Source organism: Streptococcus sp. ELY_125 (assembly GCF_058314535.1).
The window spans coordinates 133,158-158,558 of record NZ_JBZFUM010000002.1 but is presented as its reverse complement, the minus strand read 5'-3'; the positions used below and the strand labels follow the sequence as shown (position 1 = coordinate 158,558).

27 protein-coding genes and 1 CRISPR repeat array are annotated in these 25,401 nt (G+C 41.5%); of the genes, 26 read left to right on the top strand and 1 reads right to left on the bottom strand.

The window, feature by feature from the left end:
* The first annotated feature begins 2 nt into the window (after positions 1-2).
* The 14 genes from AC4HAL_RS01655 (at position 3) to AC4HAL_RS01590 (ending at position 14,580) form a co-directional block, all read left to right on the top strand.
* Positions 3-734: a tyrosine-protein kinase gene (locus tag AC4HAL_RS01655; protein ID WP_491092666.1), complete on the top strand. Its 732-nt coding sequence runs from the start codon at positions 3-5 to the stop codon at positions 732-734.
* A 105-nt stretch (positions 735-839) separates the two neighbouring features.
* On the top strand, positions 840-1,349 hold the full coding sequence (msrA, locus tag AC4HAL_RS01650) for a peptide-methionine (S)-S-oxide reductase MsrA (RefSeq protein ID WP_491092665.1): 510 nt from the start codon (positions 840-842) through the stop codon (positions 1,347-1,349).
* On the top strand, positions 1,346-1,561 hold the full coding sequence (locus AC4HAL_RS01645; protein WP_491092664.1) for a YozE family protein: 216 nt from the start codon (positions 1,346-1,348) through the stop codon (positions 1,559-1,561). The genes msrA and AC4HAL_RS01645 overlap by 4 nt, the downstream gene beginning before the upstream one ends.
* Positions 1,562-1,714: 153 nt before the next feature.
* Positions 1,715-2,767 carry a CRISPR-associated endonuclease Cas1 gene (gene cas1, locus AC4HAL_RS01640; protein WP_491092663.1) on the top strand — a complete coding sequence of 351 codons (1,053 nt, stop codon included), beginning with the start codon at positions 1,715-1,717 and terminating at the stop codon, positions 2,765-2,767.
* A gap of 2 nt (positions 2,768-2,769) precedes the next feature.
* Positions 2,770-3,099, top strand: a complete 330-nt coding sequence (gene cas2 / locus AC4HAL_RS01635) for a CRISPR-associated endonuclease Cas2 (protein WP_165329350.1) — start codon at positions 2,770-2,772, stop codon at positions 3,097-3,099.
* A 98-nt stretch (positions 3,100-3,197) separates the two neighbouring features.
* Positions 3,198-4,234: a CRISPR direct-repeat array (repeat unit 36 nt; unit sequence GTTAGAAAACCCTGTTCCTCGAGAGGGGACGGAAAC).
* Between the two features lie 788 nt (positions 4,235-5,022).
* Positions 5,023-5,757: a CRISPR-associated endoribonuclease Cas6 gene (gene cas6 / locus AC4HAL_RS01630; RefSeq protein WP_491092661.1), complete on the top strand. Its 735-nt coding sequence runs from the start codon at positions 5,023-5,025 to the stop codon at positions 5,755-5,757.
* A complete protein-coding gene (gene cas10, locus AC4HAL_RS01625) occupies positions 5,738-8,032 on the top strand; it encodes a type III-A CRISPR-associated protein Cas10/Csm1 (RefSeq protein ID WP_491092660.1) in 2,295 nt (764 codons plus the stop codon). The genes cas6 and cas10 overlap by 20 nt, the downstream gene beginning before the upstream one ends.
* Position 8,033: 1 nt before the next feature.
* The gene (csm2, locus tag AC4HAL_RS01620; RefSeq protein ID WP_491092659.1) at positions 8,034-8,438 is read left to right on the top strand and encodes a type III-A CRISPR-associated protein Csm2; all 405 of its coding nucleotides are present in this window, start codon (positions 8,034-8,036) and stop codon (positions 8,436-8,438) included.
* Entirely contained in the window at positions 8,438-9,103 is a 666-nt protein-coding gene (csm3, locus tag AC4HAL_RS01615) for a type III-A CRISPR-associated RAMP protein Csm3 (RefSeq protein ID WP_491092657.1), read from the top strand. Before csm2 ends, csm3 begins: the two co-directional genes overlap by 1 nt.
* Before the next feature lies 1 nt (position 9,104).
* Positions 9,105-10,007: a type III-A CRISPR-associated RAMP protein Csm4 gene (gene csm4 / locus AC4HAL_RS01610; RefSeq protein ID WP_491092656.1), complete on the top strand. Its 903-nt coding sequence runs from the start codon at positions 9,105-9,107 to the stop codon at positions 10,005-10,007.
* Positions 10,008-10,009: 2 nt separating this feature from the next.
* Positions 10,010-11,059, top strand: coding sequence for a type III-A CRISPR-associated RAMP protein Csm5 (gene csm5, locus AC4HAL_RS01605; RefSeq protein WP_491092655.1), 1,050 nt, complete (start codon positions 10,010-10,012; stop codon positions 11,057-11,059).
* On the top strand, positions 11,060-12,214 hold the full coding sequence (gene csm6 / locus AC4HAL_RS01600; RefSeq protein ID WP_491092654.1) for a type III-A CRISPR-associated CARF protein Csm6: 1,155 nt from the start codon (positions 11,060-11,062) through the stop codon (positions 12,212-12,214). It abuts the gene before it with no gap.
* Between the two features lie 11 nt (positions 12,215-12,225).
* A complete protein-coding gene (csm6, locus tag AC4HAL_RS01595; protein WP_491092652.1) occupies positions 12,226-13,494 on the top strand; it encodes a type III-A CRISPR-associated CARF protein Csm6 in 1,269 nt (422 codons plus the stop codon).
* Positions 13,495-13,620: 126 nt separating this feature from the next.
* On the top strand, positions 13,621-14,580 hold the full coding sequence (locus tag AC4HAL_RS01590) for a PhoH family protein (protein WP_491092651.1): 960 nt from the start codon (positions 13,621-13,623) through the stop codon (positions 14,578-14,580).
* 96 nt (positions 14,581-14,676) lie between these two features.
* On the opposite strand, the gene AC4HAL_RS01585 is transcribed toward AC4HAL_RS01590, so the two are convergent.
* Entirely contained in the window at positions 14,677-15,444 is a 768-nt protein-coding gene (locus AC4HAL_RS01585; RefSeq protein WP_491092650.1) for a formate/nitrite transporter family protein, read from the bottom strand.
* 162 nt (positions 15,445-15,606) lie between these two features.
* Here AC4HAL_RS01585 and ybeY point away from each other — a divergent pair, with 162 nt between their 5' ends.
* From ybeY to smpB, 12 genes are all read left to right on the top strand, one after another.
* Positions 15,607-16,104 carry an rRNA maturation RNase YbeY gene (gene ybeY / locus AC4HAL_RS01580; protein ID WP_491092649.1) on the top strand — a complete coding sequence of 166 codons (498 nt, stop codon included), beginning with the start codon at positions 15,607-15,609 and terminating at the stop codon, positions 16,102-16,104.
* The gene (dagK, locus tag AC4HAL_RS01575; protein ID WP_491092648.1) at positions 16,085-16,489 is read left to right on the top strand and encodes a diacylglycerol kinase; all 405 of its coding nucleotides are present in this window, start codon (positions 16,085-16,087) and stop codon (positions 16,487-16,489) included. Before ybeY ends, dagK begins: the two co-directional genes overlap by 20 nt.
* Before the next feature lie 169 nt (positions 16,490-16,658).
* Positions 16,659-17,555 (top strand): GTPase Era, encoded by an 897-nt coding sequence (gene era, locus AC4HAL_RS01570; RefSeq protein WP_491092647.1) that lies wholly within the window; start codon positions 16,659-16,661, stop codon positions 17,553-17,555.
* 98 nt (positions 17,556-17,653) lie between these two features.
* Positions 17,654-18,439, top strand: coding sequence for an alpha/beta fold hydrolase (locus tag AC4HAL_RS01565; RefSeq protein WP_491092646.1), 786 nt, complete (start codon positions 17,654-17,656; stop codon positions 18,437-18,439).
* Positions 18,440-18,502: 63 nt separating this feature from the next.
* Positions 18,503-19,027: a DinB family protein gene (locus tag AC4HAL_RS01560; protein ID WP_491092644.1), complete on the top strand. Its 525-nt coding sequence runs from the start codon at positions 18,503-18,505 to the stop codon at positions 19,025-19,027.
* Between the two features lie 167 nt (positions 19,028-19,194).
* Entirely contained in the window at positions 19,195-20,016 is an 822-nt protein-coding gene (mutM, locus tag AC4HAL_RS01555) for a DNA-formamidopyrimidine glycosylase (protein WP_491092643.1), read from the top strand.
* The gene (gene coaE, locus AC4HAL_RS01550) at positions 20,013-20,600 is read left to right on the top strand and encodes a dephospho-CoA kinase (protein ID WP_491092642.1); all 588 of its coding nucleotides are present in this window, start codon (positions 20,013-20,015) and stop codon (positions 20,598-20,600) included. Before mutM ends, coaE begins: the two co-directional genes overlap by 4 nt.
* Positions 20,601-20,736: 136 nt before the next feature.
* The gene (locus AC4HAL_RS01545; RefSeq protein WP_491092698.1) at positions 20,737-21,927 is read left to right on the top strand and encodes a multidrug efflux MFS transporter; all 1,191 of its coding nucleotides are present in this window, start codon (positions 20,737-20,739) and stop codon (positions 21,925-21,927) included.
* Entirely contained in the window at positions 21,927-22,073 is a 147-nt protein-coding gene (rpmG, locus tag AC4HAL_RS01540; RefSeq protein WP_447451652.1) for a 50S ribosomal protein L33, read from the top strand. Before AC4HAL_RS01545 ends, rpmG begins: the two co-directional genes overlap by 1 nt.
* Before the next feature lie 45 nt (positions 22,074-22,118).
* The gene (gene secG, locus AC4HAL_RS01535) at positions 22,119-22,355 is read left to right on the top strand and encodes a preprotein translocase subunit SecG (RefSeq protein ID WP_447451651.1); all 237 of its coding nucleotides are present in this window, start codon (positions 22,119-22,121) and stop codon (positions 22,353-22,355) included.
* Positions 22,356-22,437: 82 nt separating this feature from the next.
* Positions 22,438-24,852 (top strand): ribonuclease R, encoded by a 2,415-nt coding sequence (gene rnr, locus AC4HAL_RS01530; RefSeq protein ID WP_491092641.1) that lies wholly within the window; start codon positions 22,438-22,440, stop codon positions 24,850-24,852.
* A 62-nt stretch (positions 24,853-24,914) separates the two neighbouring features.
* Complete coding sequence (smpB, locus tag AC4HAL_RS01525; protein ID WP_491092640.1) at positions 24,915-25,382, top strand: SsrA-binding protein SmpB; 468 nt, start codon at positions 24,915-24,917, stop codon at positions 25,380-25,382.
* Positions 25,383-25,401 lie beyond the last annotated feature (19 nt).

The window sequence follows — 25,401 nt, the reverse complement described above, 5'->3', positions numbered from 1 at the left end:
TGATGGGTTACTTAGAGTTAGCAAAACAAAAAGAAAAACTGATCAATACGGCAGAGGAATATTATAATTCCATCCGTGCTAATATCCAATTTAGCGGCAGTCATATCAAGGTTATTGCACTGACCTCGGTGCAGCCGCAAGAAGGTAAGTCTACAACGACTGCAAGTTTAGCGGTATCTTTTGCGCGTGCAGGCTTCAAGACCTTACTGATTGATGCTGATACCCGCAACTCAGTCATGATGGGTACCTTTAAACCGGACGGTTCAGTCAAGGGATTAACCGATTTCTTAACGGGCTATGCAGACCTGCAGGCTGTTATCAGTCGTACCAGTGTTGACAATCTTTCCCTTATTCCTGCGGGACAGGTTCCTCCTAATCCGACTGCTCTGCTTCAGAGTGATAATTTTAAGCGTATGATTGGGGCGGTCAGAGAGCACTATGATTATGTTCTGATCGATACGCCGCCAATTGGTCGAGTAGTTGACGCAGCTATTATAGCTCAGGAGTCTGATGCATCGGTTTTGATTACCGAAGCAGGCCTTATCCATGCTCGATTTGCTAAGAAGGCTATCGAGCAGATGGAAAAGAGTGGCGCACAGTTTCTGGGTGTTATTCTCAATAAGGTTGATGAAAGAACAGAAAACTACGGTAGTTACGGCAGCTATGGCGATTATGGTGATAAAGCTAGAAAGAAGCCGCAATCTAGCTCTCACCACAGCAGAAGAGCTAAATAAGAACTGGTCATTAGACCGGTTTTTTAATAGCCTAAACCTGCCAGTCTCAAAGGTTTTTGCTATAATATGGACAAGGTATTTGCAATCGAAAGAGAGGACATCATCATGGAACGTGCTATTTTTGCCGGCGGTTGTTTTTGGTGTATGGTTCAGCCCTTTGAAGAGCAAGAGGGAATATTATCAGTTCGTTCTGGCTACACTGGGGGTCATGTCGAAAATCCGACCTATGAGGAGGTTTGTTCCCATACAACAGGCCATACAGAAGCAGTCGAAATTATCTTCGATGAGAACCAAGTTTCCTATGAGAAACTAGTGGAACTTTACTGGGCTCAGACCGATCCGACGGATGCTTTTGGCCAGTTTGAAGACCGCGGAGATAATTACCGGCCGGTTATCTTTTATACGACGGACGAACAAAAAGCTATCGCTGAAAAATCTAAGGCCAATCTAGCTGCTTCTGGACGCTTTGAGGCTCCAATCGTCACTAGTATTGAGCCAGCCCAGACTTTTTATCTAGCTGAGGACTACCATCAGGAGTTTTATAAGAAAAATCCCGAGCGCTACGCCCAGTCCAGCCGTCTACGGCATTACTTTTTGGAGGAACATTGGCAATGAGAAAGTCCTTTTACACCTGGCTGATGACACAAAGAAATCCTAAATCCCATGAACCAGCAGCTCTGCTGGCTGATCTGGTCTTTAAAGATACGACCTTTCCCAAGCATACGGATAATTTCGAGGAGGTCAGCCGCTACTTAGAAGATTACGCCAGCTTTAGCTTTAACCTAGGCGATTTTGATAAGATTTGGGAAGATTATTTAGCTCACTAGGCGTTACTATAAAGGAGAAAGTGAAGACAAACCTAATTGTGACCTCTACTTAACCAGTATTTAGAAGCGTCTTTTCTTGTCATTAAATGTGACGTATACTTACGAACAACTATTAAATTTATAGTTGTTTTTTTATTGACAAAGATAATAGATGTGATAGAATATTCTCCTTTGCCAAAAATAATACCTGGGGGTAATGAAACAATGAGTGATATTTATATTCAAGATTCGGCTTTAAAATTGTCCTTATGTGAAGGCAGAATGATTGTCAGAAATGATAGCAGGGAGATTGTAGAAGAAATTGGACTGGACGAAATTGAAAATGTCTTAATATTTGGCCAATCGCAGTTAACCACCCAATTATTAAAAAAGCTATCATTAAAGAAAATCAATACGCATTTTTTTACTGATAATGGTAGATACATCGCCACAGTAGACTCTGGGCGGGAAGAAAATTTTACCAAGCAGGAACAGCAAGCAAGGGCCCATTTTAATATTCCTTTTAGGACAAATATGGCTAGGAGGATGCTATCTTCAAAGGTTCGAAACCAAATGAATCTATTAAAGGCATTTGATCAGGAGCACCTACTTGATGAAGAGGATTATCAGCGATTTTCAAGAGCTTTAAAGCAGATTTCATTAGCCGAAAGTATTCACGAAATGATGGGTTATGAAGGTAAGTGTGCCAAGTCTTATTTCTACTTTTTAGGACTACTAGTTCCTGAGCCCTTTGCTTTTTCGGGTCGGACACGGCGTCCAGCTATGGATTGTTTTAACAGCTTGCTTAATTTTGGCTATAGCATTCTTTATAGTTTTATGATTGGCATGGTACGCAAGGCTGGCTTGAGTCAAGGATTTGCAATGATTCATGAGAATTATGGACACCATGCTTCCTTAGCAAGCGATTTAATGGAAGAATGGCGTCCAGTAATCGTAGATGACTTGGTGATGACCATGCTAGGCAATGGCAGTATTGGGCAGGATAGCTTTGCAAAGACGGAAGAAGGACTGTTTTTGACAAGAGAAGCGCAAAGACTTTTTCTGACGGCGTTATCGTCTCGAATGCTGGAAATTCATTCTTATATTGAGGGTGATAAGAAGAGGTATTCTTTTATCTATATGGTCGAAATGCAGATCGACTCGCTAATTCGAGCGTTTGCAGAAGAAGATCCTTCTGTTTATTTGGTCAGTTTTACAGGAGAATAGGAATGGGGTTATTTTTCAATTTAAGTGATGATGAGAGAGAATTTGCCCAACCAAAGGTTGTGTACTGTCTCGTCATTTATGACATCGTCAGCAGTAAAAGGAGACTGAAATTATCACATTTACTGGAATCCTTTGGCACCAGAGTGCAAAAATCTTGTTTCGAGATTAAAATTAGCAAGGCTTCCTACACTAAACTTTTAACGCTATTAGACGATTATTACCAAGAGAGAGAAGGGGATCGTATAAGGGTTTATAAGGTAAGGGAAAACGAAAGGATCCTTTTTGACACCGATCATCATGCGAACGAAAGAGCGAGACAAATTTTTCTATAATTGAGTTCTGGTATAAAAAATGATAGACTGATAGAAGGGACTAAGCTCTATCTAACTAGATATAGTGGCACTAGGGCTTCATGTCCACAAAATGTGCTGTTAGAAAACCCTGTTCCTCGAGAGGGGACGGAAACAATAATTACTTTCCCGTCTGCGATTGTAGTTTTCATGTTAGAAAACCCTGTTCCTCGAGAGGGGACGGAAACTTGATCAACGGCTGATTTTTGGTCATTAGCAGCTTGTTAGAAAACCCTGTTCCTCGAGAGGGGACGGAAACAGAGCCATCACCTTCACTATATCCAACATCTGTAAGTTAGAAAACCCTGTTCCTCGAGAGGGGACGGAAACTACATCACAAGCTAGTACAGTCGTAGGGATTGTATAGTGTTAGAAAACCCTGTTCCTCGAGAGGGGACGGAAACAGCTCTGCCTACCGCTTGATAAACTTCATCATCTCGGTTAGAAAACCCTGTTCCTCGAGAGGGGACGAAAACTCAAAATACGAATCTCTAACATAAAGGTTTTTGACAGTTAGAAAACCCTGTTCCTCGAGAGGGGACGAAAACAGTTTTGGACTTTTTCAAAGGATTTGGAGGTCTGTGTTAGACAACCCTGTTCCTCGAGAGGGGACGAAAACTTTTAAAAGATTTAATGAAAAGAAAAGTTGTAGCGTTAGACAACCCTGTTCCTCGCGAGGGGACGGAAACGAAATTCCTCCCAAGATTGAGCGCACCAAGGTATGTTAGACAACCCTATTCCTCGAGAGGGGACGGAAACCCGATAAACATTGTCGCTAATGGACTGTTGTCACCGTTAGAAACCCCTATTCCTCGAGAGGGGACGGAAACATTTCCATATGCTCCATCTCATCTAGTGCTAAATTGTTAGAAACCCCTATTCCTCGAGAGGGGACGGAAACGTAGTTGCGGCCAATACTGCCGTTGCCATTGTTACTGTTAGAAACCCCTATTCCTCGAGAGGGGACGGAAACTTAACCCATGAATAACTAAACAATCACCTTTTTTTAACGTTAGAAAACCCTATTCCTCGAGAGGGGACGAAAACTCGGTCATTCAGTGTTCACTCGAAGTCGTCTTCTGTTAGAAACCCCTAATCCTCGAGAGGGGACGGAAACTTAAACTCAACACTGTTAATGACACCTTTAAAACGTTAGAAAACCCTTAATCCTCGCGAGGGGATGGAAACTTATAAGGCTTGGGGTGGCAGATTAGGCTTCTTAAAGTTAGACACCCCTGTTCCTCGCGAGGGGACGGAAACTTTGTGTGTCGTTATAACGAAGTATTTTCTTGTTAAATGTTAGACACCCCTGTTCCTCGCGAGGGGACGAAAACCCCACGGCCATCATCCCAAGGGGCATCAGGTTCCCATGTTAGAAAACCCTATTCCTCGAGAGGGGACGGAAACATGCTTCAATTTCTGCTTTGACAAAATCATAGTCTGTTAGGCACCCCTAATCCTCGGGAGGGGACGAAAACCTTGAGATTTCTGTTTTTAATATCTAAATCAAAAGTTAGACACCCCTATTCTTCGCAAGGGAGCGGAAACGCATAATAAACTTCTTTAGGGTATTTTACATTTGTTAGGAAACCTTATTCCTCGAGAGGGGACGAAAACTAGTCGCTTGTCCGCCAATAGAAAAAACGCCCTTAGGTTAGAAAACCCTACTCCTCGCGAGGGGACGGAAACATTCGTCTCTAGCTACTTCAATGATTTACAATATTGTTAGCAACCCCTATTCCTCGAGAGGGGACAAAATTGTTTAAGTTTATTCAAAAAATATGTATAAGTGCTTGAAATTCATTGGAAAATGTTGTAAAATGCAGGTAATTAAATAAGAAAAAGGGCGCCTCTTCTTTGGTGAAAAATACTTTTCATGCAGAAGGGCGCTTTTTAGGTACGAAAATGAAACAAATAGCAATATATTTCAAGAAAACAAAATTAACGGCTAATGAGTTAGCTCTCAAGTTTCAGGGCTTTCTCCTCAGCCATCTACCACAGGAAGATGCAGCCTTCCTTCATCAGCAGGAAACGAATCCCTATTCATCATTAGTGCTTTCGAGAAATGAGCATCAAATTTGGTACATTAATCTTTTGACAGATGAGATGTGTGAAGCCTTGCAAAACTTTTTAACAAGCTTGGATAACATTCAGTTAGACTCTTATGAGCATTTGATTATGGTTGAAAAGGTAGAAATAAAATCATTATCGTCCGAGCAGCTCATTCACTTATTCAACGAGGATTGTGATCAGCAAACCTTTTCCATTAGATTTTTAACGCCGACGAGTTTTAAATCCAAAGGAGAGTACAGTATCTTTCCTACGGTACGCTTTATTTTTCAAAGTCTGATGCAGAAGTATAGCCGGCTTTATCCAGAACTAAATACTTTTGATGAGTCCTTACTGGATTATCTGGCAGAACAGGCTAAGATTACTAGTTATCAGCTGCAGACACATTATTATTCTGTCCATAAGAGCAAAATACCGGCCTTTCAAGGAAGGATAACAATAAAGTTTTATGGTGCTTCGACCTTGAAAGCCTTTGTCAAAATGCTCCTGACTTTTGGCGAATTCTCGGGTGTCGGCGTTAAAACCAGCATGGGAATGGGAGGTGTTCGTATTGAAGAAAGAAAAAATTGATTTATTTTATGGCGGTTTACTCCACGATATTGGTAAAGTGGTACAGAGAGCGACAGGTGAGCATCGAAAGCACGCGATTGTTGGTGCTGACTGGTTTGAGCGTTTTTCCGATAACAAAGCGATTTCCCAGCAAATCCGTTATCACATGGCCAACTATCAGTCAGATTTAGAGCCTGACAATCTCGCCTATATTACCTATATAGCAGATAATATTGCATCTGGCATTGACAGACGAGAGAGCCAAGAGGAGGCAGATGGGCAAATTGCGCAAACAATCTGGGATACTTACACCAATCAAGCGGATATTTTTAATACTTTTGGGCAAACAAGAACAGAGCGCTATTTCCAGCCTAAAGAGCTCAATGTCAAAGATAGGCCGAACATGCCAAGACCGGAAAATAGTAAATTTTCAAAGGGAGCTTATGCAGGGATTTTAAATCGCATTGAATCAACCATTCAGGCTATGTCTTTTGATGAAGATTATATTGATTCTGCTTTAAATCTGATGGAAGCTACTTTATCTTTTGTACCTGCTTCGACTAATACAAAAGAATTGGCGGATATTTCACTCTATGAGCACAGCAAATTAACAGCTGGTTTTGGGGCGGCAATTTATGATTATCTGGGTGCGTCAGGACGCAGTAATTTTAAGCAGGACTTGTTCCTACAGAGCAAGGAATTTTATCAAGAGAAGGCCTTTTTACTCGTAAGTTTTGACTTATCTGGAATTCAGAATTTCATTTATAATATTGCGACTAAGGGTGCTTTGAAGCAGTTAAAAGCACGCAGTCTTTATCTTGATTTCATGAGTGAGCATATCGTTGACAGCTTGCTGACAGAGCTAGAGTTAACACGGGCCAATCTCATGTATGTGGGCGGCGGCCATGCCTACTTTGTTTTGCCAAATACAGACAAGACGAAAGCAATCGTGGCAAATTTTGAAAAATCTTTTAACCAATTTTTAACAGGGCATTTTCAAACAAGGCTCTATGTGGCCTTTGGCTGGAGCGAATTTGCGGCGGCAGACATTATGAGCGGCAGTCATTCAGCCCAGTCTTATCGTGCCATTTATCAAAGCGCCAGCCGTCAAATTTCCGATAAAAAATTGTCACGTTATGATTGGCAAACCTTATTAGTTTTAAATAGAGGCGGGAAAAAAGAAGGCAGAGAATGTGCGATTTGTCATGCTGTGGGCAATCTGAGAGAAGCAAATGATCAATTCTTGTGTCCCGTTTGTGATGAACTCCGTCAATTTGCTAAAAAAATCGGTCAAACCCATTTTGTCATTTCAGCTAGGCCGGTTGGCCTTCCTATCGGACCGAATGCCTACTTGACCGCTGCTGATGAGGAAAAAGTGAAAACGGGAATTGACGGCAGGGTATATAGCAAAAATGATTTTCAGACAGGGCAAGTTTTGGCAACTCATATTTTTGTTGGAGATTATGCTTTTACAGACATCAGTGACTATGCCTTTCTATCTTCACAATATGAATTGTCCAATGAAGAGCAAGCAGGGATCAAACGTTTAGCAGTTGTCCGCTTGGATGTTGACAATCTGGGTGCTGGCTTTATGGCCGGTTTCTCCTATCAAGATCATGGAAAATTCAATACCTTCTCACGGACAGCGACCTTTTCACGGAGTATGACCCAATTCTTCAAAGTTTACATCAATCAGTTTGCTCAGGATAAAAAACTTTCTATCATCTATGCTGGTGGTGATGATGTCTTTGCGATTGGAACATGGCAAGATATTATTGATTTCACCATTGAGCTGAGGCAGCAATTCATCCAATGGACCAATGGCAAATTAACCTTATCAGCTGGTCTTGGTTTGTTTACTGATAAAACGCCTGTAAGCCTGATGGCTAGAGTTAGTGGAGACCTAGAAGAAGCTGCTAAAGATAATCCAAATCACGATAAGGACAGTATAGCCTTGTTTGATTCGCACTTTGTTTTTCAGTTTGATCAGTTTATCAATGATATCTATGAAAGTAAATTAGCTTTTATTCGCAAATTCTTTAATCAACAAGATGAAAGGGGCCATGGCTTTGTCTACCGCCTCTTAGAATTGGTAAAAAGTCAAGAAAAAATGGATATTGCCCGACTGGCTTATTATCTTTCTCGTATGGAAGATGCCACGAAAAAGGAGAATCAAGAAGCCTTTAAACAATTTAAAGCGCAATTCTTCGAGTGGGCTACTGGCAGTAAACAGGTTAAGAAAGAAGCGGAATTAGCACTAACACTTTATATCTACGAAACAAGAAAGGAAAAATAGCATGGCGATTTTAACAGATGAGAACTATGTTGACAAAGCTGAAAGAGTGATTAAGGGACTTTCTAAAAAGTCAGATAAAAATGGAGAACCAATTTATTATTTAACGACTAGCCAAATCAGAAATCTTTTGTCTTTGACAAGCAGTCTCTATAATGAAAGCAATGTCAAGGCATTTGAAGAACTGAATGATAAATTTGCCTATCTCAGAGTGCAGTTTGTTTATCAATCAGGTCGCAATTCAGTTAAGAAAGGTAGAAATGATTTTTTTCCGGTCAAAGAGCTGGTTGAAAAGGCCCAAATTTTGGACATTTTAAAAGAGGTTAAAGATACTGCGAGTTTGCAGCGTTTTTGTCGCTACATGGAAGCCTTGGTGGCCTACTTTAAGTTTTATGGAGGTAAAGATTAATGACATATGCAAAGGTAAAAATTTCTGCTAACCTACTTTTGGAGAGCGGTTTACACATTGGCGGAAGCAGCGCTTATGCAGCCATCGGAGCTGTTGATTCTCCTGTTATTAAAGACCCTGTGACTCATTTGCCAATTATTCCGGGATCCAGTCTCAAGGGAAAAATCCGTGCCCTTCTCTCTAAGACAGATTATAATCACAATACGAGCAGTGATTTAGGAAATGACAGCGATGAGATTAGCCGTCTATTCGGCAATAGTAAAAATGCCGACTATAAGATTGGTCGCTTGGTCTTTCGTGATGCTTTTTTGACCAATAAAGAGGACTTAGATGCTAAAGGTGTTCACAGCTATACAGAAGTGAAATTTGAGAATACGATTGACCGTATCACAGCGGAAGCAAATCCACGCCAGGTTGAGCGAGCTATCCGTACCAGTGAGTTTGGTTTTGAGGTGATTTACGAGATTACAGATAAAAGCATTGATCAGGTTTCAGAGGATGTAGCTATTTTACGAGATGGTATTCGTTTGCTTGAAATGGATTATCTCGGTGGCTCTGGCAGCCGCGGTTATGGTAAGGTGGCCTTTAAGGATTTAAAAGCAGAAACGGTATACGGGGATTACGATGCAGCAGCAATCAATGCTCTATTAGGTGAGGAGGTCTGAGATGACCTATAAACTTTATCAATTACAATTTGATTCAGTTCATTTTGGCAGTGGCAGTCTTGAATTTTCAGAGATGACTTTTTCTGCTGACCGACTTTTTTCAGCTCTGGTTTTAGAAGCAAAGAAATCCAATCGCTTAGATGAGTGGATGGAACTGGCTCAGTCAGATACTTTTGCTATGACAGATGCCTTTCCATATCATTCAGTCCCCTTTTTGCCAAAGCCAATCGGTTTTCCTTCATACGAGAAGTTTGACCAAACCAAAGATGCCATCACCTTGCGTCAAGAAGCTAAAAAAACTAAGAAACTCGATTTCATGCAATATGAGTTATTAGCAAAATTTTTAGAAGGCGATGTCATTGACAGTGACAAACATTCAGAACAGTTTATTGTAACCAAAAATAGGCCTCGTGTAGATGGAGCTCTTTATCAGGTTGGGGTTTCCGTACCAAAGGAGGAAGGCGTTTCTTTATATGTCATCGCCAGTCAATCTGAATTGTTTGATGATTTGATGGCTTCTCTGCAGTTTTCGGGGTTAGGCGGTAAGCGTACCAGCGGCTACGGCCGTTTTGATTTAAGGATTTTGGATCTTCCTAGTAAATTGGAAGCTAGGTTGACCAGTAATCATCAAGGATTAGTGATGACATTGACGACCAGTTTGCCTCTTGATGATGAATTAGAAAATGCCATGATAGGAGCAAAATATCTGCTGCAAAAATCAAGTGGTTTTGCTTTCAGTCAAGCTTTAGTAGAAAACTTCAGAAAACAGGACTTATATAAGTTTAAATCTGGCTCCACCTTCCAACAAACCTTTACGGGTCAGATTGTTGATGTTAGACCAGATGACTTTCCTCATCCAGTGTGGAATTATGCCAAGCCCTTATTTTACCGATTGGAGGATTAAGTATGAAACATTCTTACAGACAGTTTCAAATGGATGTTGTAGCACTGGCTCCAATCCATATTGGCAGCGGGGAAAAATATACGTCTCGAGAGTTCATTTATGAAAATAAAAATTACTATTTTCCAGATATAGGTAAGTTTTATCAAGAAATGATAAGACTAGGTTTAGCTGAAAAATACGAACGTTTTTTAATTGAGCCAAGGAATAAGACCAATCGTTTAAATCAATTTTTGAATGAAAATCGTGTTCAAACGAGAGATTTTGGCGGCTATGTCCTCAAAGAAACGGGATTTGAGAAAACCGAATCAACGCGTGGAACTTTAAATGATATCTCTAAATTTATCAGAGATGGCTTAGGCCAGCCCTACGTCCCAGGTTCTTCTTTAAAAGGTGCCATTCGTACGATTTTGATGAATACTTTTTGGGGGAAAGAAAAGTTTGTTGTTGGTTATGGACGCGACGCTAAGGAAAATAAATCTATTATCCCTTGGGGCCCCAAAAAAGGTCAAGCCTTAAATGATATTTTCCATGACATTAGAATCAGTGACAGCCAGCCTTTAGAAAATGACAACCTTACCATTGTTCAGAAATGGGATTATAGTGTTAAACCTGATAAAGAGTCTTTGACAGCTTTGCCAGTCTATAGAGAATCCTTGGCCCCTTTTACTCGCCTGTCTTTTACCATTACCACAACGTCTGAGGACGCTGCTAACTTGATTGCCAGTCTTGCAGGCTATGCAGATACTTTCTATAAAGATTACAAGAGCTTCTTTTTAGAGGAAAAATCAAAGCCAGACTATATCCAGTCCAACATTCAGCATCCCATTTATTTGGGAGCTGGCAGCGGTGTTTGGACAAAAACGGTTATGCATCAGGCTAATGGCATTGTTCAAAAACGCTATGCGAGGCTGACAACTAAGATGGTTGGCAAAGGTGCGGTCAAGCTCACCAAGGCACCTCAAAGAACTTATAATGAGGGCAAAACCCTAGTAAAGAATACAGAACATCTTTACGAAATGGGAAAAGCATGTTTTATGATAAAGGAGATTTAGATGAGAGTTTTAATCTCAGCAACAGGGGATACTGATCCAATCAGAGATTTTCATGACGGTCCTTTATTGCATATTGCAAGGAAATACCGACCTGATAAAATTGTTATCATTTATTCAGAGAGGACCATCGCAAAAAAAGACAAGATGGAATTGGTTATTCGGTCAATTCCACAATACCATCCTGAAATCATCACTCATAGTGAAATCATTCCTGATAAATTGATTTTTCAGTTTGATATGATGTATGATAAGGTGACTTCTATTATCCAGACTTATTTGAACAAGGATAGCGAGCTCATTCTTAATCTATCTAGTGCAACACCTCAGGTTAAAGCAGCCTTTTTCATTGCCAATCGCTTGAATGATATGAATGTCACAGCTGTTCAGGTAGCAAGTCCAGCTGATGGCTCAAATGAAGGCATTCCCCATGCCAACAAAGAAGATATTCATGATTTGATTGAATACAATTTTGATAATACAGCTGATTACGAAGACCGAACGGTTGAGGACAAAGCTGAAAAGTTTAGTTTAGCACTATTAAAACGAAATCTCAGAAATCTGATTAGTCATTATGATTATAAGACTGCCTTAGACATGCTAGAGCAGGAGGCCGAATTTCATCAGTCGAAATTACTAAGAGATAGGCTAAAGGATATCGTTGAATCACATAATAAGCAAGGACTTCCCAAGGGACTTCAAAAGAAAAAAATAAGCGATGAAGAAAAGAAAATTTTAAATAGTTTTCTCTTAATAGACCTACAAAAGAAGCGAGGCAATCTGTCTGAAAGTCTGATTCGTATCAAAAGCTTGACGGAGTATCTGTTAGACTACTTGATTACAAAAGAATCTCCGCATGCCATTACTGATTATTGTGATTCTGAAAAAAAGAAATATCTGAATCTATTTGATTACAACAAATTGTTGAAAAATCATAAAATGTGGGCAATTCAGAAGTTGATAGAGCCAATGCTATCATTAAATGATTCAAGAAATACAGTAGCCCACAGCCTTGATCAACTTGATTCTGAAGCCATTAAATATTTGGGACAGGCAGTCAAAAATGTAAAGACCTTGATTATTGAAAACACAGCCATCACAAATCAGATGTCTCAATTTTATGATGATTTCAACCAAAGCTGTTTAGCATTATTATAAGGGGTTATAAGATGAAGGTATTAATTTCAGCAGTCGGTGATACTGATCCAATCAGGGGCAATCATGATGGTCCTTTACTGCATATTTCAAGACATTATAGACCTGAAAGAATTATCTTGATTTATAAGAAGAAACGGATTGAAAAAGCCATTCTTTCTATACCAGATTATCATCCTGAAATAGTCGTGGATTCTAAAATTTTAGCAGATAACGACGTTTTTCGCTTTGATAGAATGTATGAACAGCTACTAGAGATTATTAATAAGCATATTAACGAGGACGATGAGTTCTTGCTCAACTTATCAAGTGCGACAGCGCAAGTGACGTCAGCAATGTTCACGATTAATAAGATCAATAATCTCAATATAAAGGCTATTCAAGTACCAACACCGCGAAAAGGGTCCAATCGGAATAATCCAGATGATCAAAAAGATATAGAACTGTTAATATCGGAAAATAAAGATGCTTGCCAAGATGCTGAAAAACGGATTATTGAAGAAGATGGTGAAAAGTTTAGCCAATCTCTTGTTAAGCGTAACTTAAAAGAATTGATTCGTAGTTATGACTATCAAGGTGTTTATGAGTTATTGCTCCAAAAGGAGAATCAGAAGCTGATTTCAAGATCAAAACGGGCAACTTTGCGTTCTCAGACAGAGGAATTGATGAATTCCTTTAAATATCAAAAGATCTTACCGGACTTACTAGAAGATGCAGGAGCAACAGAAAAACAAAGGAAAGTGCTCAATTCTTTTCTGTTGATTGACATTATCAATAGACGTGGTTTGATCGCTGATGTTTTGATTAAATCTAAATCATTGGCAGAATTTGTCCTTCAGGACTATATTGACGCCAATTATCCTGAACTTATTATGATAGAAGACGGGTTACCAAAAATTAATGAGAATCATCCTCTGGCTGAAACGGTTAATAATTATATCAGCGATGAGTTTAAAGCACGAATGGGCGAAAATTATGATGATAACAAACCTTATGATAGTCGCTCAACACTAAATATCCACTCTTTCATTAATATTATTGACTGTTTAGAAAAAGATAACCAATTGACAGGGCTGATCAAACCAATTTTAGTCTTGAATGCCATGAGAAATAAGATTGCCCATGGTCTGTCTGAAATAGATCGTCAACTAGTGAATAATAAAAAGCTAAAAGAGTTACTGACAAACTTGGAGCAGCTCATTATCAGTATTTATAGCATTAATGAAAGCAATTTTGTATATTTTGAAGAAAAAAATAAGTATCTCTTCCAGTTGTTAAATTAAATATCAATAGATTAACTACTAAAAATCAAACAATCACTACTTTAGCGCAGGTATATTTGACCGTGCTTTTTTTAGACAAATACGATATAATGAGACCACTAATAAGCAAAGAAAGAGGCAGTCTATTTGCAGGACTATTCTGTTGATATTAATTTAAAACATCCCGATGATTTGATGGCTCTTTTCGGCAGTAATGAGCGTCATCTGAAATTGATTGAAGAAAATACGGGCGTGGTTATCCATGCCAGAACTGAAGTGGTGCAGATTTTAAGTGATGATGAGGAATCTTTAGAGATTGCCCGCTTGACCATTGAGGCTCTCTTAGTCTTGGTGGATCGGGGTATGCTGATCAATACTTCCGATGTTGTTACCGCTCTGAGTATGGCCCAAAATGGAACAATTGACCAATTTATCGCCCTCTATGAAGAAGAAATCATCAAAGATAACTACGGTAAGCCTATTCGCATTAAGACGCTGGGGCAGAAGGTCTATGTCGATAGTGTCAAAAGTCATGATGTCGTCTTTGGTATCGGTCCAGCAGGGACTGGGAAAACCTTTCTGGCTGTTACCTTGGCGGTGACAGCCCTAAAACGCGGCCAAGTCAAGCGCATTATCCTAACGCGTCCAGCTGTTGAAGCTGGCGAAAGTCTGGGCTTCCTGCCAGGTGACCTCAAGGAAAAGGTTGATCCTTATCTGCGACCGGTTTATGATGCTCTTTACCAGATTTTGGGCAAGGACCAGACCACGCGTCTTATGGAGCGTGAGATCATTGAGATCGCTCCCTTAGCCTACATGCGGGGACGGACCTTGGATGATGCCTTTGTTATTCTGGATGAGGCCCAGAACACGACCATCATGCAGATGAAGATGTTCCTGACACGTCTAGGTTTTAACTCTAAGATGATTGTCAATGGGGATACTAGTCAGATTGACCTGCCTAGAAATAGCCCTTCTGGTCTGCTCGATGCTATCGAGAAGCTCAAAGCTATTAAGCAGATTGACTTTGTTTACCTATCGGCTAAGGATGTGGTCAGACACCCTGTGGTTGCTGAAATTATCAATGCTTATGAACAAGAGGCTGAGTAATTTAGGAGAGCTTTTAAGCCATATAACTATAAAAAGAGTGGGAAGTTAGTTGCTAAAGAACTAACTTCCCACTCTTTTAACTTTATGAAGATCGGTCTAGTTTTTGGGATTGAGAAAAGCATAAGCAGCACCGATGAGCAGGCCTCCGCCAAACCAGTTACCGACAAAGGATATGAACCAGTGGCGCAGCACATTGGTAAGAGTATAGCCGTCAAGATGAACAGAGGTGAAACCCATCAGGAAGAAGGATGAAAAATTAGCCACCAAGTGTTCTGCATTCATAAAGACAAACATAAAGATGGCTGAAATAATCAGAGTAATCTTGGCCGTCTCATCTTTGACTAAAAGATAAGAAAGGATGGCAATATTGACAAAAATATTAGCAATAATACTGTCAAAGAAAATCTGTGCGGATGTCTTAGCCAGTTTGACCTGGACAGTATTGACCAAAAAACTTTTGTCATTGACGAGGCTGTAAGCAAAACTTTGGTTAAATAGAGCGGCGATCAGAGCAGCTCCAATTAAATTAAAGATAGTGCAGACGATAAGAATTTTGAAAACCCTTTTGACTGAAATGAAGCGATAGTAAGCTCCCGCAGTTAAATACATCATATTAGAAGTAACCAATTCGGCATTTAAAAAGAGAATATAAACAAGGCCAAAGCTAAATATAAAGGGAAAGATAAAGCGCCCTAGGTTTGGATGAATCTGATTAACGACATCAGCTGCAATACCACCGACACCTGTACTGAGCGTCAAAAATGCGCCAGCAAAAAGCGATTTTAGTGCATAACGAGAAAAACTCTGATCGATCAGCTGGACTTTAGTCTGACAAGCTGTTTTAACTTTTTCAGAAAATGACATGATAGCCTCCATGGATAGTGATAAGGCTATTTTAACATAAGAGATCAGCTTTTGAAAAGGCTTTCAAAAAAAGTTATTCCTTCAGCTAGGCCCTTTCTCTTGTTTTATCCAGAGGCTAGGCTTTTATGCTATAATAGAGGTGATAATTAGATTGGAAGACCTATGTATATTGAAATAAAAGATGAGACTAAGCAGGTCTCACAAGAGATGCTCAGTCAGATTAAAGAAATGCTCGAGTTTGCTGCTAAAAAGCTAGGCCAGGAAACTAAAGAAATGGCTGTCACTTTTGTTGATAATGAGACGATACACCAAATTAACTTAGAATATCGCGGCATGGATCGCCCAACTGATGTGGTCAGTCTAGAGTATAAGCCGGAAGCCCCCATTATTTTTTCTGGTGAAGATCTGGCTGAAAACCCTGAATTAGCAGAGATGATGGCTGATTATGACGCTTACATTGGCGAGCTCTTTATCTCTGTCGATAAGGCACACGAGCAGGCCGAAAGCTATGGTCATAGTTTTGAACGTGAAATGGGGTTTCTGGCTGTTCATGGTTTTCTGCACATTAATGGCTATGATCACTATACTCCGGCAGAAGAAAAAGAGATGTTCACTTTACAGGAAGAGATTTTAGAAGCCTATGGACTTACGCGAGACTAATTCACCTAAAAAATGGAAAAATCGAACGCTAACCTCTAGTTTAGAATTTGCCCTGACCGGTATCTTTACAGCTTTCAAAGAAGAGCGTAACATGCGCAAACATGGGATATCAGCTATTCTGGCTGTTTTAGCTGGTGTTATTTTCCATATTACGGCTGTGGAATGGTTGTTCTTATCGCTGGCTATATTCTTGGTGATTACTTTCGAGATTATTAACTCGGCAATTGAAAATGTCGTCGATTTGGCTAGTAATTATCACTTTTCGATGTTGGCCAAGAACGCCAAGGATATGGCTGCCGGTGCTGTACTGGTTATTTCGGGGTATGCGGTTATAACTGGCCTCATTATCTTTGTGCCAAAAATTTGGGCCATGCTCTTTCATTAAGTCAATTGCTGTACTTGAGCGAATGGAGCTATCTTTTAGAGTAGAAAGGAATGGACGGGTTTGTGTTTTGAAATGAACACGGACTAAAGCTATGTAAAAAGAGGGACTGTGTAACAAGCATTTGCTCTGCCAGTCATTATTTTTATCTTGCTTAACGTTTTTGTATCTTATGTTTAAATCAGGTTTTGTGGCTATTTTAGGCCGTCCCAATGTTGGGAAATCAACATTTCTCAATCATGTTATGGGACAGAAAATCGCCATTATGAGCGATAAAGCGCAGACAACACGCAATAAAATCATGGGTATCTATACAACGGATACCGAGCAGATTGTCTTTATCGATACGCCAGGTATCCATAAACCCAAAACGGCTCTAGGTGATTTTATGGTGGAGTCAGCCTACTCAACCCTGCGTGAGGTTGAGACTGTCCTTTTCATGGTTCCAGCCGATGAGGAGCGTGGCAAAGGCGATAATATGATTATGGAGCGCCTTAAGGCAGCTAAGATTCCAGTCATTTTGGTCATTAATAAGATTGACAAGGTCCATCCTGACCAACTTTTAGAGCAGATTGATGATTTCCGTAGTCAGATGGACTTCAAGGAAATTGTTCCGATTTCTGCTCTTCAAGGCAACAATGTCGAGACCCTGATGGCTATTCTCAAGGATAATCTGGAAGAAGGATTTCAGTATTTCCCTGAAGATCAAATCACAGACCATCCAGAGCGCTTCTTGGTCTCTGAAATGATTCGTGAGAAAATTCTCAAATTGACCGAGCAGGAAGTTCCGCACTCCGTGGCTGTAGTGATTGAATCCATGAAGCGCGACGAAGAAACAGACAAGGTGCATATCCGCGCGACCATCATGGTCGAACGCGACAGTCAAAAAGGCATTATCATCGGTAAGCAAGGTGCTATGCTTAAGAAAATCGGCAAGATGGCACGCCGTGACATCGAACTCATGCTAGGGGACAAGGTTTTCCTTGAGACCTGGGTCAAGGTCAAGAAAAACTGGCGCGATAAGAAGTTGGACTTGGCAGACTTTGGCTATAATAAGAAAGAGTATTAAAAAGGTTCGGTGGACCTTTTTAACCCGAGCCCAGAAATGGGGAAGCGAGGTACAGATAGACTCTTAGTCCAAGTTGGGCTTAGTGAGAGGACAGACCAATGACAGCTAACTTATTTATCGAAGAGACAGGGCAAGAACAGAAACAAACGATAATCCTTTTGCACGCTTCGGGTTCCAGCAGTAAGATGTGGCAGCATCACATAGCAGCACTAAAAAATGATTTCCACTGTATGGCCATTGACTTACCCGGGCATGGCAATAGTCGTGATATCGAATGGACAACTTTCGACGATGTTACGGAAATGATTGCCAGCATTATCAAGGCGAAAGCTCACGGAAAGCCTCATCTTGTCGGGCTATCACTGGGAGCCAGTCTTATTTTGAAACTACTGGAGAAAGAGGCTGACTTAGTTGGTCAGGCGATTGTTGACGGTTCTAGCCATCAGCCAATAAAAGGTTATCGTAAGGTCATTGCTGGTGTCTATGTTATGTCACTGCTTAAAAATACAAAGTTACTCTCCAAACTCATGAGCAGCATGATGGCAAAAGATGGTGTTCCTGAAGAAGAGTATCGACCCTTTGTTGCAGATTTACAGCAGGCTTCAAAGCGCTCCTTTCACCGTGCTATGTCCCAAGCTAATTTCTTAAGATTAAACTTGAAAGTTACCAATCCTGTCTTTTTCGTTTCAGGCGGAAAGAAGTCGGGTTCGATACATGAATCGCACCAATTGCTGGCAAATAAAAATCCAGCCAGCGAGTGTGCTTATTATCCCGACAAAGGTCATGCTTGGCTGTTTAGTGATATGACCACCCACATTCAGCTCGTGCAGTATTTTTTACAGGGAGCTGCTTTTCCCAATCAATTGAGGCGGTTCGATGATTAAGAAGATGTAAAATAAGGTTTAAAGCTGAGGAGAGCCTGGCTTTTGCCATAAGGAGGTAAAACGATGACTTATTTGGATATGTTAGCAGAAAGCGTGGAACGCGCACAGGAACGGTTTGAGCGTTTGTTTGAAGGAGTGACAGTTGAAGAGGCCAATCGCTTCCCAGCTGCAGAAGTTTCAGGTCAAATTAAATCCATGACTTGGTTGGCTTGGCATACTGCGCGTGAGATGGACTTACAGATTTCTGACTTGGCAGGCAGGGAACCTATCTGGTTTAGTCAGGGCTGGAAGGAACAGTTTCACTTGGATTTACCTGATGATACTCAGGACTGGCGGCATTCTTTGGAGGAAGCTCAAAAAGTCCAAGTGGATGATCTGAGTATTGCGCTGGGATATCTGGAAGCAGCTGCTAAGCTCACTAAAGATTACCTCAACTCGCTTGATGAAGCCGCTCTTGATGACATTGTGGATGATTCTTGGACACCTGCGGTCACTCGCGGTGCCCGTCTGGTGTCGGTCATTGATGATGCTGCCATGCATTCAGGTCAGGTTATCTATGCTAGGCGCTTGCTGGGCTTGACAGATTAAGCTATTAAAAAAGCCAAAATGTATAAAAATTTGATGAAAGAAAGGAAGGGGCAGTTTAGAATCCAAAAGGAAAAGCTGATGAAAAAAGTAAGAGGCATAGAAAAGCAAATTTCTCTGTCTTGTCCTTGTTTCTATTAGTTTTTCTGGCTGTTCCTGATGTTTTAGATATGCCCGAATTACCGGAGGTTGAGACCGTCAGGCACGGTTTGGAAGGTCTGATTGTCGGCAAGAAGATTGTAGCAGTAGATGTACGTGTACCCAAGATGGTTAAGACGGATTTTGACAGCTTCAAGCTGGACTTGATGGGGCAGACGGTTCACTCTATGCGCCGCCGTGGTAAATATCTCATTTTTGATTTAGGCGCTCAGGTGTTAATCTCGCATCTGCGTATGGAAGGCAAGTATCTGCTTTTTCCCGAGCAGGTGCCCGATGATAAGCACTTTCATGCGTTTTTTGAGCTGAGTGATGGCTCAACCTTGGTGTATCAGGATGTCCGCAAGTTTGGAACATTTGAACTGCTGGCAAAATCGGCTGAAAATGCTTATTTTAAACAAAAGAAATTAGGGCCTGAGCCAAACAAAAAGGACTTTAAGCTGGCGCCCTTTGAGCGAGCTGTCTTATCTTCTCATAAATCTATTAAACCTTCGCTTTTAGAACAAAAGCTGGTTGCAGGTTTAGGTAATATCTATGCTGATGAAGTGCTGTGGGCGGCTAGGGTTCATCCAGAACGTCCAGCAAATAGTCTTAAGAAAGCTGAAATCAAGCGAGTCCATGACGAAACCATTCGTATTTTACAGTTAGGAATTGAAAAAGGCGGATCGACCATTCGAACCTATCGTAACGCTTTAGGTGAAGATGGCACCATGCAAGAGTATCTACAAGTTTACGGCCGAACAGGTGAACCCTGTCCGCGTTGTGGAACAGAGATTCGGAAAATCAAAGTAGGAGGACGCGGGACGCATTTTTGTCCGTCCTGTCAAAAGCGATGAGCAAGATCATTGGAATTACAGGCGGTATTGCCTCTGGCAAGTCAACGGTTGTTGAACAGATTCGCCGAGCCGGTTATCAGGTGATTGATGCGGATCAGGTCGTGCATGACCTGCAAAACAAGGGGGGCAAGCTCTATCAGGCTCTTATTTTTGCTTTTGGAACAGACATTGTGGCGGCCGATGGTCAACTGGACAGAGCCAAATTGGCTCAGCTGATTTTTTCAACTAAGGAAAATCAGGAAAAGTCTGCCAAACTGCAAAATCAAATTATCCGTGAAGAATTGGCCCGTAGGCGTGAGGTTTTAGCTGACAAAGAGTCTGTCTTTTTCATGGATATTCCGCTCCTTTATGAGTTGGACTATCAAGACTGGTTTGATGAAATCTGGCTGGTTTATGTTGATGAGGACAAACAGTTAGAGCGATTGATGGCACGCAATCACTACAGTCTTGATGAGGCTGCTAAGCGGATTGCTGCCCAACTTCCTCTGTCGAAAAAGATTGGCTTAGCTGACCGAGTGATTGACAACAATGGCAGTCTGACTGATACCCACACACAAATTCACCATCTTTTGGCTGAATTATAGCTCCATGGGGACCTCGAACATCAGGCCTGAAATTTAAGGTCACGTGGGCTATTTTTATGCTCTAGATATGGTATAATACATATCGAAGTTCTAAGAAAGAAGATGATGACTTATAAATAATCAAGGTGTCAGTACAATTAATTGGCGGCAGAATCTAAGGGTAGCTTGGTTCGGTAATTTTCTTACTGGGGCAAGCTTTTCACTTGTTATGCCTTTTATGTCCCTCTTTGTGGAAGAGTTGGGAGCCAAGCAAGGAATGGTTGAGCTCTATGCAGGCCTTTCAGTTTCACTGTCAGCCCTCGCCTCAGCCTTGGTTGCTCCTATCTGGGGCAGCTTAGCAGATCGCTATGGTCGCAAGCCCATGATGATCCGTGCTAGCTTGGTCATGGCTTTTACTATGGGGGGCTTGGCCTTTGTTCCCAATGTGTTCTGGCTCTTAATGTTTAGGCTTTTAAACGGTATGTTTGCGGGCTATGTTCCTAATTCGACCGCCCTGATTGCCAGTCAAGCTCCCAAGGATAAGTTAGGAACAGCTTTGGGAACTCTGGCAACAGGTGTAACAGCCGGAACTTTAATTGGTCCTTTATTGGGCGGTTATTTCGCAGACTGGCTGGGCATTAGGAACCTTTTTTTGCTGGTCGGTGGTCTGCTCTTAATACTTAATCTATTGACTATTTTTCTTATCAGGGAAAACTTTATACCTGTTAAGAAAGCACATGAACTAGCTACTAAAGAGCTATTTAAACAAATTAAAGACCGTCAGGTGATGCTAGGTCTTTTTGTAACGAGCATGATTATTCAAATATCGGCCCAATCGATCGCTCCTATTTTAACCCTTTACATCCGACACCTAGGGCAGACAGAAAATCTGATGTTTGTGTCGGGACTAATTGTCTCCAGTATGGGCTTCTCCAGCATGCTATCTAGTTCCTTCCTAGGGAAAGTCGGTGATAAAATCGGTAATCACCGTCTGCTTCTTTTGGCTCTCTTTTACAGTTTTTGTATGTATCTGTCCTTCGCCCATGCTAAGACTCCCTTACAGCTGGGTCTGCTCCGTTTTTTATATGGCTTTGGAACAGGTGCTCTGATGCCCAGTGTTAATTCTTTGCTGACTAAAATTACTCCCAAGGAAGGCATCTCTCGGATTTTCAGTTACAATCAGATGTTTACCAATATCGGTCAGGTTATCGGTCCCTTTGTCGGTTCCAGTGTAGCTGCTGGACTTGGTTATCAGTGGGTCTTTTACGTGACCAGTCTGATTGTCTTTGTCAATTTCTCTTGGAGTTTTATCAACTTTAGACATTATTTGAAAGTTAAGGAAATCTAGTGCGCGTAAAAATCAATTTAAAATGCAGCTCCTGCGGCAGTCAAAATTATCTGACCAGTAAAAATAAGACCAGTCATCCTGATAAAATTCAGGTACCTAAATATTGCCCCAAGGAGCGAAAAGTAACCCTCCATCTTGAATCTTAAGGGTATTTATGATAAACTACTTAGGACAATAGTGGAGGAATGAACATGTATAACATCTTACTGACAGCCTTGCTAGTGATGTCTGTGGTTTTGATTATTGCTATATTTATGCAACCGCAGAAAAATCCAAGCAGCAACGTATTTGATAACAGTGGTTCGGAGGCCTTGTTTGAACGAACCAAAGCACGTGGCTTTGAGGCTTTCATGGAACGCTTTACGGGTATTTTAACTTTCTTGTGGTTGTTGGATGCCCTTGTGCTTGCGATTTTATCAAGTAAGTAATGACGAAAGTGAGCGAGACATGGTCTGGCTCCTTTTTTATAGGAATCCTTCACAAATAGGACCATAAAAAGAAAGAGTAGTAATGGAAGAAAAAATTATTAATTACCTGCGAGAAAGGGGCAAGTCTAGCGTCAATGACTTAGCCGCTGACTTAGATATGTCGGGAGCTGAGAAGTTCCCTAAACTCATAAAAACCATCTCCAAACTGGAAAGTAACAGAAAGCTGCGCTTTAATCAAGATGGTTTTATCTCCTTGCGCAAGGATACGACGAGCAAGCAAAAACATGACATTACCGTTCAAGGTATTTTTCGTGCCAATAAGAATGGTTTTGGCTTTCTGCATGTTAGTGACGAGGAAGAGGACATGTTCATCGGCCGCAATGATGTTGGTCATGCAATCGATGGGGATACCGTCGAGGTTGTCATAAAAAAACCAGCCGATCGTCTTAAAGGTACTGCTGCTGAAGCTCGTGTTGTCGATGTTGTCGAACGCTCCCTCAAAACCGTAGTAGGAACCTTTATCCTTGATGATGAACGTCCCAAATATGCTGGTTATATCAGATCAAAAAACCAAAAGATTACCCAAAAAATCTATATTAAAAAGGAACCACTAGCGCTTGACGGTACAGAGATTGTCAAGGTTGATATTGATAAATATCCTACCCGTCACCACGATTATTTTGTCGCTCATGTCCGCGATATTGTTGGTCATAAGGGAGATGTCGGTATCGATGTGCTTGAGGTCTTGGAGTCTATGGATATCGTCTCTGACTTTCCAGAAGATGTCATGGCTGAAGCTGGAGCTATCCCTGAAGCCCCATCGGAAAGCGATATGGCAGGACGTTTGGATCTGCGTGACGAAATCACCTTTACTATTGATGGTAAGGATGCTAAGGACTTGGATGATGCTGTCCATATCAAAAAGCTGGATAATGGTAATTTTGAGTTGGGGGTGCATATTGCTGATGTCTCCTATTATGTGACAGAAGGATCTGCTCTTGATCGCGAGGCAATTGCCCGAGGAACCTCTGTCTATGTAACGGACCGCGTGGTACCAATGCTTCCTGAGCGCCTGTCTAATGGTATTTGCTCCCTCAACCCCAATCTTGACCGGTTGACTCAGTCGGCTATTATGGAAATAACGCCGCAGGGGCGTGTAGTTGATCATACTATCACCCAGACAGTGATTAAAACAACTTTCCGAATGACTTATAGCGATGTTAATGAGATGTTAGCAGGCAATCAAGAGGTCATAGACCAGTTCAAGCCGATTATGGAATCAGTCAGCCATATGGCTGAGCTACATAAGATTTTAGAAGAAATGCGAGAACGTCGCGGAGCCCTTAATTTTGATACTGCCGAACCTCGTATTTTGGTCAGTGATAAAGGAAGGCCTCTTGATATTGTTGTCCGAGATCGCGGGATTGCAGAGCGTATGATTGAGTCCTTTATGCTGGCCGCTAATGAGTGCGTAGCTGAACATTTTGCCAAGCAGCAGCTGCCATTTATCTACCGGATTCATGAACAACCCAAGGCAGAAAAGTTGCAGAAGTTCATGGATTACGCCTCCCTTTTTGGAGTGCCTATCTACGGCACAGCTAATAGTCTCGGTCAGAAGGCTCTGCAGGAATTTATGGCCAAAATTGAAGGCCAACCAGGTCATGAGGTTATGGCTATGATGTTACTGCGTTCCATGCAGCAGGCCCGCTACTCTGAGCATAATCACGGACACTACGGACTTGCAGCAGAATACTATACCCATTTTACCAGTCCTATCCGTCGTTATCCTGACCTCTTGGTCCACCGTATGGTACGAGAATACGGGAACTTGACACAGGAAAAGAAAGAGCATTTTGAAGAAGTTATCCCAGACTTAGCGGCATCATCGTCTGCCTTGGAGCGTCGGGCTATTGAGGCTGAACGAACGGTTGAAGCTATGAAGAAGGCTGAATATATGGAAGAACATGTCGGCGAAGAATTCGACGCTCTCGTTGCCAGCGTGGTTAAGTTTGGGCTCTTTGTTGAGCTGCCTAACACTATTGAAGGGTTGGTACATATAACGACGCTGCCAGAGTTCTATAATTACCACGAACGCACCATGACCCTGCAAGGGGAACGTACTGGTAAGGTCTTTCGCGTTGGTCAGCCTATCCGCGTACGCTTGATCAGAGCCGATAAAGAGACTGGCGATATTGATTTTGAATATTTAGCCAGTGACTTTGATATTATTGAAAAAGTGGATCATGAGGCACGTAAGGCTCGTGAAGGGAAAAACCGTGAATTCCGCCGCAAACGTCGCGATGATAGTGGGAAGCGACGGCGCCGAGAAGGTGATAATAATCACCGAAGCGATGGTAAAACAGAGTCTCGAAAAGATAAGGGTTCCTATGATAACCGCCGTAAGTCCTCTAAAAAGCCAGATAAGCGAAAAAATCAGAACCGTCCTCATAACGATAATAAAGGGCGTGAGCGCGGTCGCCGCAAAAAAAGAAGATGATCGATAATGCTCTTTAGGAAGAGTTGCGTTCTCAAAAAGATATCTAGGAGGTTTGTGATTGCATGGTTAAAGATAACAATAAGCCCTTGGCTCAAAATAAAAAAGCCCGGCATGATTATACCATCGTTGATACCGTCGAAGCTGGTGTAGTTCTGACTGGAACCGAAATCAAATCTGTCCGGGCTTCTCGCATCCAGCTCAAGGACGGCTATGCTCAGATAAAAGATGGTCAGGCTTGGCTGGTTAATGTTCATATTGCTCCCTTTGAACAAGGCAATATCTGGAATCAGGATCCTGAGCGCACTCGTAAGCTTCTCCTTAAAAAACGTGAGATTAGCCGCTTGGCAAATGAGCTTAAAGGAACTGGTATGACGCTGATTCCTCTCAAGGTCTATATCAAGCGGGGTTTTGCTAAGGTACTCATCGGTCTAGCCAAAGGGAAGCACGATTACGATAAACGTGAGTCCATTAAACGTCGGGACCAAGAACGGGATGTCAAACGCCAGATGAAAAATTTTAATAGCCGGTAGAAAAATTATTAACTTAGAG